Below are 16,316 nucleotides of genomic sequence, written 5' to 3'. Positions count from 1 at the left end.
GCCGCTACGCCTGAGTCGTACGCACCCGCATCATCCCCCGCGGCGCGGCTTCGTCCGTGCGCGGCGGCGTACGCTTGAAGGATCGTGAAGAGTACCTCCCCGCAGTCGGCGACGTCGTTGCCGCGCGCGCCGCGCGACGACGCTCACACCCGCATGGCCAAGTACTTCACGATGATGGCGATCCGCGTCGTCTGCTTCGTGCTTATGGTCGCGATCCAGCCCTACAGCTGGTATACGTGGCTGTTCGCCCTCGGCGCGATCGTGCTGCCGTACATCGCCGTCGTGATCGCGAACGTCGCCGCCGCTCCCGCGGGGCGCGCCGTGCCGCCCGAGCGCGAGATCGAGCCGCTGCGCGCCGACCCCACCGCGCCGGATGGCGCGACCGGCGTCATCCGCATCGCCGAGGCATCCCACCCGGAGGACAAGTGAGCGCCGTCGTGTGTTCGCGTGCCGGATGCCGCGCAGATGCCGCCTGGCAGGTGATCTGGCGCAACCCGCGCATCCATACACCCGATCGTCGCAAGATCTGGGCGGCGTGCGACGAGCACGTCACGTACCTGCGCGACTACCTGGCGGCTCGTGACTTCCCCGTCGAGGTCGCCGCGCTCCCTGACATCGCACGCGCCGAGGCTGACTCATGAACCGCACCGCACTGCGCTGGACGGGCTACATCGCCTTCGCCGTCGCGTTCGCGATCGCGTGCGTGTACCTGTCGAACTGGCAGTTCAGCCGTAACGACGAGCGCGAGCGGCAGCTCACCCTGATCGCCGCGAACTACGACGCGGACCCCGTGCCGTTGGATGAGCTCGTGACGCCCGGAGCCGACGGGTTCGACCCGGACGACCAGTGGCGGCCCGTCGAACTGACCGGCCAGTACCTGACCGATGACACGCTGCTCGCGCGCAACCGCGCCCATGGCGGCACATCGGCGTTCGAGGTGCTCGTGCCGTTCCGCACCGACAACGGCGAGGTCTTCCTCGTCAACCGCGGCTGGGTGCCTCCGGGCGCCGACCAGCCTGAACCCGACGAGGTGCCCGCTCCCCCGTCCGGATCAGTGACCGTCATCGCGCGGCTGACACCGGGCGAGCCGCTGCGCAACGAGACGCAGTCGGCGCCGGCGGGTCAAGTGCCGACGATCAACCTGCCGCTTATCTCACAGGAAACGGGGCTCGACGAGCTGATCACCAGTTCGTACGGCTTGCTGGTGTCAGAGGACCCGGCGCCCGCCAGTGCGCCGACCCTCCTCGATGCGCCGTCGCAGGACCCGGGTCCGCACCTGTCGTACGCGATCCAGTGGATCCTGTTCGCCGTCATGGGCTTCGTCTTCATCTGGTACATGATCCGCACCGAGCTGCGCCATCGCCGCGAAGATGCGGCGGATGCCGCGGCAGCTGCGGACGACGGGCCCGAGGACCGGCCGGACGTCGCGCCTGCGGAAGCTCCGGCATCCGTCCGACCCCGCCGTCGCGGCGAGCCGCGCCGCAAGGACCGCGACATGCAGGACGAGGACGCCCTCCTCGACGAGCTCACGCCGCGCTGAGCGCGCGCGGGGCTGCGCCTGTCAGGCCAGCTCGATGAGCTCGACGTAGTCGCGACCCCAGATGTCCTCGACGCCGTCGGGCAGGATCAGCACCCGCTCGGGGTTCAGCGCCTCAACAGCTCCCGAGTCGTGCGAGACGAGCACGACGGCGCCCTCGTAGTGCGCGAGCGCGCCGAGGATCTCTTCGCGCGACGCGGGGTCGAGGTTGTTCGTCGGCTCATCGAGCAGCAGCATGTTGGCGCTCGAGACGACGAGCGTCGCGAGCGACAGACGGGTCTTCTCGCCACCGGACAGCACGCCCGCGGGCTTGAGAACATCATCACCCGTGAACAGGAACGACCCGAGCACCTTTCGTGCCTCGGTCGCGTTGATGTCGGGGGCTGCCGACATCATGTTCTCCAGCACCGACCGGCTCGTGTCGAGGTTCTCGTGCTCCTGCGCGTAATAGCCGATCTTCAAGCCGTGGCCGGGTTCGAGGATGCCCGTGTCGGGCTTGTCGACGCCGGCGAGGATGCGCAGCAGAGTCGTCTTTCCGGCACCGTTCAGACCCAGCACGACGACCTTCGAACCGCGGTCGATCGCGAGATCCACATCGGTGAAGATCTCGAGCGACCCGTACGACTTCGACAGGTTCTTGGCCATGAGCGGCGTCTTGCCGCACGGCGCGGGCTTGGGGAACCGGAGCTTGGCGACGCGGTCGTCCTGACGCACCTCTTCGAGGCCCGACAGCATCTTCTCGGCGCGCGCGACCATCTGGTGCGCCGCGGCGGCCTTCGAGGCCTTCGCACCGAAGCGCGCGGCCTGCAGCTGCAGCGCGGTGGCCTTCTTCTCGATATTGGCGCGCTCCTTCTTCCGGCGCTCTTCATCGGCCACCCGCTGGCGCAGGTAGTTCTTCCAGTTCATGTTGTAGACGTCGATGACCTGGCGCATCGCGTCGAGGTAGAACACGCGGTTGACGGTCTCGCCGACAAGCTCGACGTCGTGGCTGATGACGATCAGCCCGCCCTTGTAGTTCTTCAGGAACTCGCGCAGCCACACGACGCTGTCGGCGTCGAGGTGGTTGGTCGGCTCGTCGAGGATCATCGTCTGCGCGTCGGAGAACAGGATGCGCGCGAGTTCGATGCGCCGACGCTGACCACCCGAGAGGGTCTTCAGCGGCTGGTCGAGGATGCGGTCGGGCAGCGATAGATTGTGCGCGATGGAGGCCGCCTCGGCCTCAGCCGCGTAGCCGCCAAGTGCCTCGAAGCGCTCGGTGAGGTTACCGTACCGGCGCATCGCCTTCGCGGCGACCTTCTCGTCGGCATCCCCCATCTGCAGCGACGCCTCGTGCATCTGCAACGCCAGGGTGCCGAGGCCGCGGGCATCGAGGATGCGCGTGCGCGCCAGCATTTCCGGGTCGCCCGAGCGCGGGTCCTGCGGCAGATAGCCGAGCTCACCCGAGCTGTCGACGCGCCCGTTCGCGGGGATCAGGTCGCCCGCGAGCACCTTCGTGAGCGTCGTCTTGCCGGCGCCGTTGCGGCCGACGAGGCCGATCTTGTCGCCGTCCGAGACACGGAACGACACCTCCGACATGAGGGTGCGCGCGCCCACGCGGATCTCGAGGTCGTGCACGGCGAGCACAGCGGACGTCCGTTCTTCATCGGGGGTGGGATGCGGCCGAAGGGGCCAGCTGCCCAGTCTACCGGGGCGGCGCTGTGGGTGAGGTGCCGCTGACCGCCTCGACCGGCTGCCGCAGGATCGTCCGCAGCTTCTCCGGCGCCGTGCGCCGGGCGTCGCTGAGGTAGATCTCGTGGTGTCGTCCCGTCATCCGCAGGGCCCGATCGGGGATGACGCGGTCGTGCAGCTCAGCGAGAACGGATGCCTCGTCGTCGTAGCTGCCGACATGCAGGGTCTGCACGCACAGCCCCTCGTCGAGCCGCCCCACCCGGATCTCGCCCACACCATCGACACCCTTTGCGACCGCCGCGTCACGGGCCTGCTCGACGTGCGCGGGCTCGAGCCAGTCGGGAACCAGGATCATGAGGGTCCAGCACCACGCATCCTTGTCGCGCCGTGTCGTGAACAACTCGGGGTCGTCAGCCCACCACAGCCCCTCGAGCGGCATCACGGTGTAGTCGCGATCGAGTTCGCGCTTGCTGAGGAACTTCAGCGCATACGCGACGGGGTACAGCGCGCCGAGGGCGCGCAGATAGGCGGGCGCCGTGTTCGGGTCGCCCTGCCCGTCATGCATGAGGTACTGCCGCGGCGGCACGGTGATGAGGTCGAAGCGGCCGCGGGTCGCGCGATACGACGCCAGTTCCCGCTTCAGGTCGGTCTTCGCCTCGCTCTTCACGCCGGCCACTCTGCCATGCGAGCCGTGCGCTTTCCACAAGGCATCCGCTCAGGTTCAGTGGACGGCGTCCAAGAATGCGGGCTCGGTCACCCCTAGGCTGGGTCGCGACGCTCCGGCGCCGCTCGCCGGCCCGGCCGAACTCCCAAGGAGCCTGTATGTCCCTCGCCGTCCCTGCTCGTCGCCCCGTCCTCGCCGACCTGATCGCGCGGCCGTCTGACCGGGCTCGCGCGTTCGCGCTCGACGCGGGCCTCGTCCTCGCCGGTGCAGCCATCGTCGCGCTGCTCGCGAAGGTCGCCTTCTGGGTCGGCCCCGTTCCCATCACGGGCCAGACGCTTGCGGTGATCACGGTCGGCGCCGCCCTCGGCGCGCGCCGCGGCGCCGCAGCCCTCACGACCTACATGCTCGCGGGCCTCGCCGGCGCGCCGATCTTCGCGGGTGCCGTCGCGGGCCCCGCGTACGTCCTCATGCCGTCGTTCGGCTTCGTCCTCGGGTTCATCCCCGCGGCGTTCGTCGCCGGGTGGTGCGCCGAGCGCGCGTGGGACCGCCGCCCGGTGCTCGCCTTCCTCGGCTTCGTCGGCGCCTCGATCATCCCGTTCCTCATCGGCCTGCCCTACATGGCTCTGATCCTCGCGTCCGTGCAGGGCGTGACCGTCACCCCCGCGCTGATCTGGGAGGCGGGCGTCGCCGACTTCATCGTCCCGGGCCTCATCAAGGCCGCCTTCGCAGCCCTGCTGATCCCGGCGGCGTGGGCCGGCGTGCGCGCGATCGATCGCTCCAAGCGCGCCTGACGCCTTTCGCACAGCGGCCCCGCACCCTCCGGAAGAGGGGGCGGGGCCGCTGTCGTGTGCGGCGGGAATCCGCGGCTGCACCTTCAGGGCGACTGCAGCGAATTCGCGTGGCGCGGCATCTGCGAAGTAATGTAAGCCTGCCCTAACCTGGGCGCTCATTCCACAGCACCGGAGGACCCATCGTGTCTCGTATCCGCACTGCCGCCGCGCTGAGCGCAGCGGCCGCCCTGCTCCTGACCGGGTGCGCCACCTCGAGCGCCTCGACTGACACCGGCTCGAGCGCTGCGGCGACCGGCGACGCGTTCCCCGTCACGATCACGCATGCCCTCGGCGAGACGACGATCGCCGCGAAGCCCGAGCGCGTCGCCGCGATCTCGTGGGGCAACCAGGACGTCGCACTCGCCCTCGGCGTCGTGCCGGTCGGCATGGATGCCCAGGTGTGGGCATGGAGCGGCACGGTCGACCCGGGCGTCTACGAGTGGACGAGCGACAAGCTCGACGAGCTCGGCGCCGACATGCCCACCCTCTTCGACACCACCGACGGCATCGACTTCGAGGCCATCAGCGACACGACGCCCGACATCATCCTCGCGGCGCAGTCGGGTCTCACCGCCGACGACTACTCGACGCTGTCCGCGATCGCGCCCGTCGTCGCCTACCCCGACATCCCGTGGTTCACACCGTGGCGCGAGCAGATCACGCTCAATGCGACGGGCCTGGGCCTGAAGGCCGAGGGCGAGGCGCTCGTCTCCGACCTCGAGGCGCAGATCGCGGATGCCACGGCGGACGCCGGCTTCGCAGGCAAGACCGCCGCGTTCTTCTACATGAACCCCGCCGACCTCTCGACGGTCTCCCTGTACACGTCGGGCGACTCCCGCACCGCGTTCCTGGGTGACCTCGGGTTCGACGAGCCGCAGGTTGCGGCAGACGCCGCGGCATCCGGCACCTTCTACCTCGACTTCAGCGCCGAGAACGCCGACCAGCTCGCCGACGTCGACGTCATCGTGACCTACGGCGATGACACCCTGCTGGCCGCGCTGCAGGCCGACCCGCTCTGGAGCACGCTGCCCGCCGTCCAGGCCGGCGCCGTCGTCGCCGTCGGTGAGGGCGACGCGTACAGCGCCGCCGTCAGCCCGACCGCGCTGTCGATCCCGTGGGTGCTCGACCAGTACGTCGGCGACCTCAAGGAAGCGGCAGCGAAGGTCCAGTGACCGCTTCCGTCGCGACACGTCGCCGCGCGCCCGCCCCTGCGGTGGGCGCGCGGCGCCACGGCGTCGTCCTCGGCGTCGCGATCGCGGCCGTCTTGCTCTCGGTCGTCCTCTCGCTCTCGTTCGGGTCGCGCACCGTCAGCTTCAATGAGGTCATCGAGGGCATCAGCACGTGGTTCCGCGGCGAGACGCCGACGGACATCGGCGCGATCGCCGTGCAGAGCCGCATCCCGCGCACCATCCTGGCGCTCCTCGCCGGCGCCGCGCTCGCGCTCTCGGGCGCGCTCATGCAGGCGATCACGCGCAATCCGCTCGCCGACCCCGGCATCCTGGGCGTCAACACGGGTGCCGCGCTCGCGGTCGTGATCGGCATCGCGTTCCTCGGGGTGTCGAGCTCGTTCGGCTACCTCGGTCTCGCCCTCATCGGCTCGTTCATCACGGCGTTCTTCGTGTACTTCGTCGGCTCGGTCGGCCCGGGCGGAACGACGCCCATCAAACTCGCGCTCGCGGGCGCGGCGACGACCGCCGCCCTGTCCTCGCTCGTCGCGGCGATCCTGCTGCCGCGCCAGGCCGTCATGAACGAGTTCCGCTACTGGCAGATCGGCAACGTCGGCCGCGCCAGTTGGGAGACCATGGGCGTCATCGTGCCCGTGCTGGTCATCGGGACGGCCGTCGCGCTGCTGTGCGCGTCGGCGCTCAACGCCCTCGCGCTCGGCGACGATGTCGCCGTCGGGCTCGGCGTACCCGTGGGGCGCGTGCGCATCATCGCCGCCATCGCCGGCGTCGCGCTGTGCGCGGCCGTCACCGCGGTCGCCGGTCCCATCGGGTTCGTCGGGCTCATGGTGCCGCACGCCGTGCGCCTGGTGGCCGGATCCGATCAGCGCTGGCTGCTCCCCCTGTCGGCCCTCGGCGGTGCCGTGCTCCTGACCCTCGCCGACACGATCGGCCGCGTCATCGGCTCGCCCGGCGAGGTCGAAGCCGGCATCGTGACGGCCTTCCTCGGCGCGCCGGTGCTCATCGCGATCGCGCGCAAGACCCGGATGAAGGCACTCTGATGGCTGTTCTGACTCTTCCGGCGGATGCCGCGATCGCGCGTGTCCGCGCCGGGCGGCGCCACCGGGTGCGCCGCCGCATCCTCGCGATGTCGATCATGTCGGTGCTCGTCGTCGTGCTCTTCGCCGCGATGCTGATGCTCGGCAACACGATCTATCCGCTGTCTGACGTGCTCGCCGTGCTCAGCGGCCAGCAGGTGCCCGGCGCCTCGTTCGCGATCGGCACGCTGCGTCTCCCCCGCGCCCTCACGGCCGTCCTCGCCGGCATCGCGTTCGGCGTCGCCGGCTCGACCTTCCAGACGATGCTGCGCAACCCCCTCGCGAGCCCCGACGTCATCGGCATCACCTCGGGCGCGAGCGCCGCCGCCGTGCTCTCACTCGTCGTGCTGCACTGGAGCGGCGCGGCCACGATGGCCCTGGCTCTTGTCGCCGGCATCGCGACCGCCGTCATCATCTACCTCGCGGCGCGCGGCGGCGAGTCGACCGGCGGGCGCCTGATCCTCATCGGCATCGGTGTGGGCGCGATGCTCGACGCGGTCGTCGCGTTCCTGCTGCTGCGCGCGGCCGTGTGGGACCTCGCTGTCGCGACACGCTGGATGACCGGCAGCCTCAACGGATCGCGCATGGAAGACCTGCCGCCGCTGCTGATCGCCGTCATCGTGCTCGTGCCGGTCGTGCTGCTGCTCAGCCGTGATCTCAGCGCCCTCGAACTCGGCGACGCGTCCGCGACCGCGCTCGGCGTGCGCGTCGACCGCACGCGCATCCTCCTCGTCGTGGCGGCGGTCGCGCTCGCCTGCGTCGCGACGGCGACGACGGGCCCGATCGCGTTCGTCGCATTCCTGGCCGGGCCCATCGCGGCGCGCATCGTGGGGCCGGGCTCCCCCGTCATCCTGCCTGCCGCCCTCACCGGCGCGTGCCTCGTGCTCGCCGCCGACCTGCTCGGCCAATTCGCGTTCGACACGAAGTTCCCGGTCGGCGTCATCACGGGCATCCTCGGTGCGCCCTATCTCATCTACCTGCTCATCCGAACGAGCCGTCGCGGAGGATCGTCATGACCGCACAGCACCTCCTGTCCACCGAAGACCTCGTCTCGGGATACGGCGCGACCCGCATCGTCGACGGGATCGACCTGCAGTTCCCCGCCGGCGGCATCAGCGTCATCGTCGGCGCCAACGCGTGCGGCAAGTCGACGCTCCTGAAGACGATCGCGCGGCTCCTGCCGACGCAGGAAGGTGCCGTCGTGCTCGACGGCAAGCGCATCGACCGCATCCCCACGAAGGAGCTCGCACGCACGCTCGGCCTGCTGCCGCAGCAGCCCGTCGCGCCCGAGGGCATCGTCGTCGCGGATCTCGTCGGGCGCGGGCGGCACCCGCACCAGAAGTTGTTCCGCTCGTGGACCGCCGACGACGACCGCGCCGTCACCGAGGCGCTCACGGCGACGGGTGTGCTCGAGCTCGCCGACCGCGCCGTCGACGAGCTGTCGGGAGGTCAGCGGCAGCGCGTGTGGATCGCGATGGCACTTGCTCAGGAGACTGACGTGCTGCTGCTCGACGAGCCGACGACGTTCCTCGACGTGTCGCACCAGATCGAGGTGCTCGACCTGCTGACCGACCTCAACGCGACGCGCGGCACGACGATCGTCATGGTGCTGCACGACATCAACCTCGCCGCGCGCTACGCCGACGCGCTGTTCGCGCTCAAGAAGGGCCGCCTCATCGCCTCGGGAGCGCCCGCCGACATCGTCACGAGCGAGCTCGTGCGCGATGTGTTCGAGCTCGACTCGCTCGTCATCGACGATCCCGTCTCGGGGGCGCCCATGGTGCTGCCGCGCGGGCGCCACCACGTGCGTCCCGAACCGTCCTCGTCCCCCACCCCATCCCCCGCGACCGCTGGAGCCGACCGATGACCCTCCCCACGAGCCGCTTCTTCCGCGCCGAGGTGACCGCGATCACCGACCTGACCCCGAGCTTCCGCCGGTTCACGTTCGGCGGCGCCGACCTCGCCGACTACGGCGACCCCGGCCTCGACCAGCGCATCAAGATCGTCTTCCCGACGCCGCGGACGCCGATCGACGCGATGCCGACGGGCGACGACTGGTGGGACCAGTGGCGCGCGATGGACGAAGAGGGCCGCCCGCCGTTCCGCACCTACACGACGCGCTACGTGCGACCGGATGCCCGCGAGGTCGACGTCGACATGGTCGCGCACGACGTGCAGGGCCCGGCATCCGCGTGGATCGCCGATGCGCGGGTCGGCGACGAGGTGCTGATCTTCGCGCCCACGACGGCGCACTCCGGCGTCAGCTATGGCATCGACTTCGTGCCGCCCGCGCGCACCGACGACATCCTGCTCGCCGGTGACGAGACCGCGGCGCCCGCGATCGCCGTGATCCTCGAGCAGCTGCCGCGCGACGCGCGCGGTGTCGTCGTGCTGGAGGTTCCGGACGACGCGGATGCCGCGTATCTGCCGGCCCACCCCGGCTTCGACTTCCGCATCGCGGCGCGCAGTGCCAGCCTGCGCCACGCACACCTCGTGGCGTCCGTCGAGGATGCTGCCGCACGTCTCGTGCCCGCGGGCCGCGGCGCCGAGGTCGAAGAGGTCGACATCGACAAGGACATCCTGTGGGAGGTCCCCCGCACCGCGAAGGGCGGCGCGGCGCTCAAGAGCGCACCGCTGTATGCCTGGCTTGCGGGCGAAGCCGGCGCGATCAAGACGCTGCGCCGCCACCTCGTCACCGACATGGGCGTCGACCGCCGCGCGGTCGCCTTCATGGGCTACTGGCGAGTGGGCCGCGCCGAGGTCTGAGCGCCTCAGTCCCGCGCGAGCGCCCCGATGCGGGTGACGGCCTCGGTGAGCAGCTCGGGTGCGCAGCCGAAGTTGATGCGCACGTGGCCGACACCCGCCGGGCCGAACAGTGGACCGTGGTTGAGCGCGACGCGCGCGTCGCGCCGGATCTTCACCGCCGGGTCGTCACCCCAGTCGTACGCCGACAGGTCGATCCAGGCGAGGAAGCCGGCATCCGGAATCCGGTATCGGGCGAGCGGCAAGTGCTCGGCGAGCAGCTCGGCCAGCAGACGACGGTTGAGGTCGAGACGCGCCAGCAGGCTGTCGAGCCAGGCATCCGACTCGCCACCGAACGCCGCGTTGTTGGCGATCGCACCGAACAGGCCGGTGCGCCACTCGACCTCCCACGCGAGCCCGCGCAGCACGGCCGTATGCTCGTCGGTCGCGGCGACCATGACGGCGCACTTCAGGCCCGCGAAGTTGAAGGCCTTCGAGGCGCTCGTGATGACGAAGCCGACCTCTGCCGCCACCTGCGAAGCCGTCAGGAACGGCGTGAAGGATGCACGGTCGTACGCGAGCGGCCCGTGGATCTCGTCACTGAGGACGACCGCGCCGTAGCGCTGCGCCAACTCGGCCAGCGCGGCCAGCGACGCGCGGGAATGCACCGTTCCGGTCGGGTTGTGCGGGTTGCACAGCAGCACGGCACGTGCGCCTTCGGCCAGCGTCGCCTCGATGCCCGGCAGGTCGAGCTCCCAGCCCGCAACGGTGTCGATGAGGGGCACGGATGCCACAACCGCCCCCGCCTCCTCGACGGTGTCGAAGAACGGCGGGTAGACGGGCGGGGTCACGATGACCCGGTCACCCGGAGTCGTGACCGCGCGCAGCAGCTCGACGACGCCCATCATGACGTCGCCGGTCCAGCGCACGCGCTTCGGGTCGACCTCCCAGTCGAACCGGCGCTGCGCAAACGACGCGAACGCCTCCGCGATGCCAGGCCGCGGCGGCGTGTAACCGGTGTCGCCGATCGCCACGGCATCCGTCAGAGCGCGCGCGATCGGTGCTGCCAGAGCGAAGTCGGTCTCGGCGACGAACAGCGGGATGACGTCGTCGGGATACGACCGCCACTTCGTGCTCGACCGGCGCCGCAGCACCTCCAGGGGCAGGGCTTCGAGGGGCACGATACTCACCCGACGAGCCTACCGAGAGGCTCGACTCAAATAGCGAACCCGAGCGCGCGCATCATGTCGCGCCCGTCGTCGGTGATCCGCTCCGGGCCCCAGGGCGGCATCCACACCCAGTTGATGCGGAACCGGTCGACGACGTCGTCCAGCGCCTGCGCCGTCTGCTCCTCGAGCACGTCCGTCAAGGGGCAGCCCGCAGAGGTGAGCGTCATGTGGATGACGAGGGCGTCGTTCTCCTCGTCCCAGCTGAGGTCGTAGATGAGCCCGAGGTCGACGACGTTGATCCCGAGTTCCGGGTCCATGACGTCTTTGAGAGCCTCGGTGACGTCGTCGTACTTCTCAGGGCTGAGAGTCGCGGTCATGACTCGATCCTAGGCTTCGATCGGGGCGGCAGGGTCGACGAAGCGGTCGTAGCCCTCGTTCTCGAGGCGTTCGGCGAGCTCGGGGCCACCCTCTTCAACGATGCGACCGGCGACCATCACGTGCACGAACTGCGGCGTGATGTAGCGGAGGATGCGCGTGTAGTGCGTGATCAGCAGCACGCCCAGGTCGGTCGCCTCCTTGGCGCGGTTGACGCCCTCCGAGACGATCTTGAGCGCGTCGACGTCGAGGCCCGAGTCGGTCTCGTCGAGCACCGCGATGGCGGGCTTGAGCAACTCGAGCTGCAGGATCTCGTGACGCTTCTTCTCGCCGCCCGAGAAGCCCTCGTTGACGTTGCGCTGCGCGAACTTCGGGTCCATGCGCAGGTCCTTCATGGCCGCCTTGACGTCCTTGGTCCACGCGCGGATCGCCGGTGCTTCACCGTCGATCGCCGTCTTGGCGGTGCGCAGGAAGTTCGTGACGGTGACGCCGGGGATCTCCACGGGGTACTGCATCGCGAGGAACAGTCCGGCACGCGCCCGCTCGTCGACGGTCATCGCGAGGACATCCTCGCCGTCGAGCGTGATCGTGCCCGAGGTCACGGTGTACTTCGGATGCCCCGCGATCGTGTATGCGAGCGTCGACTTGCCCGAGCCGTTGGGGCCCATGATCGCGTGGGTCTCACCCGTGCGGACGGTGAGGTCCACACCGTTGAGGATGGGGGTGGTCCCCGCCTCGGTCTCGACAGTCACGTGCAGGTCGCGGATCTCGAGAACAGTCATGTCAGATACCTTCTTCAGTTCACTTCTTTGGTGACGGCCGGGTCGATGAGCACGTCATCGCCGTCGATGGTCACTTCGTAGACAGGCACCGGCTCGTACGCCGGCAGGTTGAGGGGGCGACCGGTGCGCAGCGAGAACGCCGAGCCGTGCGCCCAGCATTCAAGCGTCTCACCCTCGACGAAGCCGTCGGCCAGCGACACGTCGCCGTGCGTGCAGGTGTCACCGATCGCGTGCACTTCGCCGTTGGAGTCGAGCACGACGGCGATGGGCACGCCGTCGACGACGACGCGCACCGCGGTGTCCTGCTCGAGCCCGCTGAGGCTGAGCACCTTCTGTGCGCTCATGCGGATGCCTCGACGAGGCTCTGCGTGAGGGCGAGTTCCGCCTCGATCGCGGCGATCAGCCGGGCCTGCAGGTCGTCGATGCCGATGCGCTGCACGACCTCGGACAGGAAGCCGAGCACGACCAGGCGCCGTGCCTCGTCTTCACCGATGCCGCGTGCCTGCAGGTAGAACAGCTGCTCGTCGTCGAAACGACCGGTCGCGCTCGCGTGGCCGGCGCCGATGATGTCGCCGGTCTCGATCTCGAGGTTCGGGATCGAGTCGGCGCGTGCGCCCTCGGTGAGCACCAGGTTGCGGTTGGCCTCGTACGAGTCGGTGCCGGTGGCATCCGGCCCGATCAGCACGTCGCCGATCCAGACGCTGTGCGCGTTCTCACCCTGCAGCGCGCCCTTGTAGAGGACGTCGCCGACCGTGTGCGCACCCTTGTGGTGCAGGTACACCTGGCTCTCCAGGTGCTGACCGGCGTCGGCGTAGGACAGTCCGTACAGGTGCCCCGACGAGCCGTTGCCGGCGAGCTCGACGTTCGGGTTCACCCGAACCAGGCCCCCGCCGAAGCTGATCACGAAGTGCTTGAGGGTCGCGTCGGCGCCCACGCGTGCCTGGTGGGATGCCACGTGCACAGCCGCGTCGTCCCACTGCTGCAGCGTGACGACGGTCAGCGAGGCACCGTCGCGCACCAGGATCTCGACGTTCTGCGCGTACTGCGCGGCGCCCGTGTGTGCGAGCACGACCGTCGCCGAACTGTGCTCGAGCGCCTCGATCACGATGTGGGCGTCGGCGCGCTGGTCGGCGCCCCGGCCGGTGATCGCGACGACGATCGGGTCGGCGACCGCCTCTTCGCGCGGGATGCGCAGGTGCAGGGCATCCTTCGAGCCCTGCCATGCGACGGCGGCCACGACGTCTTCGGCGAGGAAGACCTCACCGCGTGGGGCGTCGGTGGGCGTCAGCGGAGCGGCGACGTACTGCTCGCCGGCGGCGAAGGAGTAGTCGACGCCGTCGTTAGGCTCTGCGACCGCGAACAGCGGTGCGAGCTTGGCGACGGGCGTGTGCTTCCAGTTGACCTCGCGCCCGGTCGGTGTGCCGAAGTCGGCCGGCTCGAACGAGGTCGGCCGCTCGGAACGGGTCTGGACCGGCACGAAGCCGTCGGTCAGTGTGGCGGCAGGGTCGATGTGACCCTCCGCCGAGGCGGGGGTCTGTGTCACGGTCGTCATCAGCCGACGGATCCTTCCATGCCCATCTCGATGAGCTTGTTCAGTTCGAGGGCGTACTCCATCGGCAGCTCGCGCGCGATCGGCTCGATGAAGCCGCGGACGATCATCGCCATCGCCTCGTCTTCGGGCATGCCTCGCGACTGCAGGTAGAACAGCTGCTCTTCGCTGACCTTCGAGACTGTCGCCTCGTGACCGAGCTGCACGTCGTCGACGCGGATGTCGATCGCGGGATACGTATCCGATCGCGACTTCGTGTCGACCAGCAGGGCGTCACAGCGCACCGTGTTGGCCGAGTGGTGGGCGTTCGCGTCGACGCGCACCTCACCGCGGTAGCCGGCGCGACCGCCGCCGCGGGCGATCGACTTCGAGACGATCGAGGACTGCGTGTACGGCGCCATGTGGATCATCTTGGCGCCGGCATCCTGGTGCTGACCGGGGCCCGCGAAGGCGACCGACAGGGTCTCGCCCTTGGCGTGCTCACCCATGAGGTAGATCGACGGGTACTTCATCGTCACCTTGGAGCCGATGTTGCCGTCGATCCACTCCATCGTCGCGCCCTCGTGGGCGACGGCGCGCTTGGTGACGAGGTTGTAGACGTTGTTCGACCAGTTCTGGATCGTCGTGTAGCGCACGCGGGCGTTCTTCTTGACGATGATCTCGACGACGGCCGAGTGCAGCGAGTCGCTCTTGTAGATCGGGGCCGTGCAGCCTTCGATGTAGTGCACGTACGAGCCCTCGTCGGCGATGATCAGCGTCCGCTCGAACTGGCCCATGTTCTCGGTGTTGATGCGGAAGTACGCCTGCAGCGGGATCTCTACGTGCACGCCCGGCGGCACGTAGACGAACGACCCGCCCGACCAGACGGCGGTGTTGAGCGCGGCGAACTTGTTGTCGCCGGCAGGGATCACGGTGCCGAAGTACTCCTCGAAGAACTCCGGGTGCTCGCGCAGCGCCGTGTCGGTGTCCATGAAGATGACACCCTGCTTCTCGAGCTCTTCGTTGATCTGGTGGTAGACGACCTCGGACTCGTACTGCGCCGCGACGCCGGCGACCAGGCGCGCACGCTCAGCCTCGGGGATGCCGAGCTTCTCGTACGTGTTGCGGATGTCCTCGGGGAGGTCCTCCCACGACTGCGCCTGCTTCTCGGTCGAGCGCACGAAGTACTTGATGTTGTCGAAGTCGATCTCCGACAGGTCGGCGCCCCACGTCGGCATCGGCTTGCGGCCGAAGAGCTGATGACCTTTGAGGCGGGTCTTCAGCATCCATTCCGGCTCGGCCTTCAGCGCCGAGATGTCGCGCACGACCGCCTCCGACAGGCCGCGCTTGGCGCTGGCCCCCGCGGCATCCGGGTCGTGCCATCCGAACTCGTAGACGCCGAGTCCGTCGAGCTCCGGTCGGTCGATGAGCACATCCGACATGGCTTTGCCTCCTTCGTGCCCGCGGTGTCATCCGCTCCGGCATTCCCGCGCCTCCGGGAGTGGCGGGGGTGGGATGCCGCTTTCAGGGCCGCTCCACGTCACGGCCGGTCAGCCGTGACGATGCGCACGCGTGGCGCACCTAAACTTGTGGGTGGATCGCACGCGCTTCGCGCGCCGCCGTTCCCACCACTCGAGTCTACAGGCAACGCCCCCCACGGGCGTGGCCGGCGTCCGTCCCGGGCGCCATCGCAGGAGGCGACATCCGCATGCCCGACACGTCCGCGCCCACTGTCTCCGCGGCATCCGCCGCACAGATCGCGCCGGCGCGCGTGGGCAGCGCGCTGCGGGTGCTGGCCTGGCTGAACTTCGTCGGGAACGTCCTCATCATCGCCACCGGGGGCGCCGTCCGCCTGACCGGGTCAGGCCTCGGCTGCCCCACCTGGCCCCTCTGCACGCCCGACTCGCTCGTGCCGACGCCGGCGCTCGTGGACGAGAGCATCCACTCACTCATCGAGTACGGCAACCGCATGATGAGTCCCCTGCTGGGCATCCTCGCGCTCGTGCTGTTGATCCTCGTGTGGCGCGTGCGGGCGCAGCGCCGCGATCTGTTCGTGCTCGCGTGGATCGTGATGGCCGGCATCATCGCGCAGGCGGTCGTCGGCGGCATCACGGTGCTGACCGGCCTGAACCCCTTCATCGTCGGGTTCCACTACATCGCCTCGCTGGTGCTGGTGTGTGTCACGGCCGCGATCATCGTGCGGCTGGATGCCACCCCCGGCCCCCGCGCCCTCGTGGTGCCGCGCTGGTACGTCGTCACGACGCACGTCGCGACGCTCGCGCTCGCGGTGTCGGTCTTCTTCGGCGTGCTCACGACGGGGGCGGGCCCGCACTCGGGCGATCCCTCGGTCGGCCGGAGCGGATTCGACGCGACCGTGCTCGAGCACGTGCACGCGTGGCCCGGCTACGCCCTGCTGGCACTGACGGTCGTGCTCGCGGCCGTCGCGTGGGTCCGCAGGCTGCCCGTGCGCGGCTGGGTCACGCTGCTGCTTGCGGCGGAACTCGTGCAGGTCGCGGTGGGTCTCTACCAGGCGCGCAACGGACTGCCGGAGATCCTCGTGGGCATCCACATGGTCCTCGCCGCACTGACCGCCGCGACGATGACCGTCGTGGTGATGCGGCTCAAGGCGCCGCGCAACACCCCGACTACCGCCTGAGCTTCCACAGCAGGATCATAGGTGGTGCATCGCTCGCACTCGGGCGGTTCGCAGATAGTCGAAGAGTCGGCGCGCGCGCGTCGGCACGACATGAAGGAGTCCCCC

18 protein-coding genes are annotated in these 16,316 nt (G+C 69.6%); 10 read left to right on the top strand and 8 right to left on the bottom strand.

Translation table 11 applies throughout. The features are described 5' to 3' along the window. Positions 1-84: 84 nt before the first annotated feature. Genes BGO46_RS06015 through BGO46_RS06005 form a run of 3 tightly spaced genes read left to right on the top strand, consistent with a single transcriptional unit; the run spans position 85 to position 1,540 of the window. A complete protein-coding gene (locus tag BGO46_RS06015) occupies positions 85-429 on the top strand; it encodes a DUF3099 domain-containing protein (RefSeq protein ID WP_292677127.1) in 345 nt (114 codons plus the stop codon). After that, complete coding sequence (locus BGO46_RS06010; protein WP_292677129.1) at positions 426-641, top strand: hypothetical protein; 216 nt, start codon at positions 426-428, stop codon at positions 639-641. Before BGO46_RS06015 ends, BGO46_RS06010 begins: the two co-directional genes overlap by 4 nt. After that, positions 638-1,540 (top strand): SURF1 family protein, encoded by a 903-nt coding sequence (locus BGO46_RS06005; protein ID WP_292677131.1) that lies wholly within the window; start codon positions 638-640, stop codon positions 1,538-1,540. The genes BGO46_RS06010 and BGO46_RS06005 overlap by 4 nt, the downstream gene beginning before the upstream one ends. A gap of 21 nt (positions 1,541-1,561) precedes the next feature. Here BGO46_RS06005 and BGO46_RS06000 read toward each other — a convergent pair whose 3' ends face one another. Both BGO46_RS06000 and BGO46_RS05995 read right to left on the bottom strand, forming a co-directional pair. Further along, a complete protein-coding gene (locus BGO46_RS06000; RefSeq protein WP_292677133.1) occupies positions 1,562-3,160 on the bottom strand; it encodes an ABC-F family ATP-binding cassette domain-containing protein in 1,599 nt (532 codons plus the stop codon). A gap of 58 nt (positions 3,161-3,218) precedes the next feature. Then, positions 3,219-3,872 carry a GyrI-like domain-containing protein gene (locus BGO46_RS05995; protein WP_292677135.1) on the bottom strand — a complete coding sequence of 218 codons (654 nt, stop codon included), beginning with the start codon at positions 3,870-3,872 and terminating at the stop codon, positions 3,219-3,221. Positions 3,873-4,027: 155 nt separating this feature from the next. Between BGO46_RS05995 and BGO46_RS05990 the strand changes: the two genes are divergently transcribed. The 6 genes from BGO46_RS05990 (at position 4,028) to BGO46_RS05965 (ending at position 9,725) form a co-directional block, all read left to right on the top strand. Continuing rightward, a complete protein-coding gene (locus BGO46_RS05990; protein WP_292677137.1) occupies positions 4,028-4,660 on the top strand; it encodes a biotin transporter BioY in 633 nt (210 codons plus the stop codon). A gap of 182 nt (positions 4,661-4,842) precedes the next feature. Beyond that, complete coding sequence (locus tag BGO46_RS05985; protein WP_292677139.1) at positions 4,843-5,871, top strand: ABC transporter substrate-binding protein; 1,029 nt, start codon at positions 4,843-4,845, stop codon at positions 5,869-5,871. Further along, complete coding sequence (locus BGO46_RS05980; RefSeq protein WP_292677141.1) at positions 5,868-6,923, top strand: iron chelate uptake ABC transporter family permease subunit; 1,056 nt, start codon at positions 5,868-5,870, stop codon at positions 6,921-6,923. The genes BGO46_RS05985 and BGO46_RS05980 overlap by 4 nt, the downstream gene beginning before the upstream one ends. Next, entirely contained in the window at positions 6,923-7,975 is a 1,053-nt protein-coding gene (locus BGO46_RS05975; RefSeq protein ID WP_292677143.1) for an iron chelate uptake ABC transporter family permease subunit, read from the top strand. Before BGO46_RS05980 ends, BGO46_RS05975 begins: the two co-directional genes overlap by 1 nt. Next, positions 7,972-8,826: an ABC transporter ATP-binding protein gene (locus BGO46_RS05970; RefSeq protein ID WP_292677145.1), complete on the top strand. Its 855-nt coding sequence runs from the start codon at positions 7,972-7,974 to the stop codon at positions 8,824-8,826. The genes BGO46_RS05975 and BGO46_RS05970 overlap by 4 nt, the downstream gene beginning before the upstream one ends. Then, positions 8,823-9,725, top strand: coding sequence for a siderophore-interacting protein (locus tag BGO46_RS05965; RefSeq protein WP_292677147.1), 903 nt, complete (start codon positions 8,823-8,825; stop codon positions 9,723-9,725). Before BGO46_RS05970 ends, BGO46_RS05965 begins: the two co-directional genes overlap by 4 nt. Positions 9,726-9,730: 5 nt before the next feature. Here BGO46_RS05965 and BGO46_RS05960 read toward each other — a convergent pair whose 3' ends face one another. From BGO46_RS05960 to sufB, 6 genes are read right to left on the bottom strand one after another with little or no spacing between them, the layout of a single operon-like run. Further along, positions 9,731-10,891 (bottom strand): aminotransferase class I/II-fold pyridoxal phosphate-dependent enzyme, encoded by a 1,161-nt coding sequence (locus tag BGO46_RS05960; RefSeq protein WP_292677149.1) that lies wholly within the window; start codon positions 10,889-10,891, stop codon positions 9,731-9,733. 26 nt (positions 10,892-10,917) lie between these two features. Then, entirely contained in the window at positions 10,918-11,247 is a 330-nt protein-coding gene (locus BGO46_RS05955) for a metal-sulfur cluster assembly factor (RefSeq protein WP_005049292.1), read from the bottom strand. 9 nt (positions 11,248-11,256) lie between these two features. After that, positions 11,257-12,027, bottom strand: coding sequence for a Fe-S cluster assembly ATPase SufC (gene sufC / locus BGO46_RS05950; protein ID WP_292677152.1), 771 nt, complete (start codon positions 12,025-12,027; stop codon positions 11,257-11,259). 14 nt (positions 12,028-12,041) lie between these two features. Further along, positions 12,042-12,371 (bottom strand): non-heme iron oxygenase ferredoxin subunit, encoded by a 330-nt coding sequence (locus BGO46_RS05945; protein ID WP_292677154.1) that lies wholly within the window; start codon positions 12,369-12,371, stop codon positions 12,042-12,044. Then, the gene (gene sufD, locus BGO46_RS05940) at positions 12,368-13,579 is read right to left on the bottom strand and encodes a Fe-S cluster assembly protein SufD (RefSeq protein WP_292677156.1); all 1,212 of its coding nucleotides are present in this window, start codon (positions 13,577-13,579) and stop codon (positions 12,368-12,370) included. The genes BGO46_RS05945 and sufD overlap by 4 nt, the downstream gene beginning before the upstream one ends. After that, the gene (gene sufB, locus BGO46_RS05935; protein ID WP_292677158.1) at positions 13,579-14,997 is read right to left on the bottom strand and encodes a Fe-S cluster assembly protein SufB; all 1,419 of its coding nucleotides are present in this window, start codon (positions 14,995-14,997) and stop codon (positions 13,579-13,581) included. Before sufB ends, sufD begins: the two co-directional genes overlap by 1 nt. A gap of 266 nt (positions 14,998-15,263) precedes the next feature. Here sufB and BGO46_RS05930 point away from each other — a divergent pair, with 266 nt between their 5' ends. Beyond that, positions 15,264-16,211, top strand: coding sequence for a COX15/CtaA family protein (locus BGO46_RS05930; RefSeq protein ID WP_292677160.1), 948 nt, complete (start codon positions 15,264-15,266; stop codon positions 16,209-16,211). Positions 16,212-16,316: the final 105 nt, after the last annotated feature.

It is taken from the genome of Microbacterium sp. 70-16 (genome assembly GCF_001898315.1).
Classification (GTDB): domain Bacteria; phylum Actinomycetota; class Actinomycetes; order Actinomycetales; family Microbacteriaceae; genus Microbacterium.
Note: the sequence above shows the minus strand (reverse complement) of the source record. Positions and strands in the feature narration are given on the sequence as shown.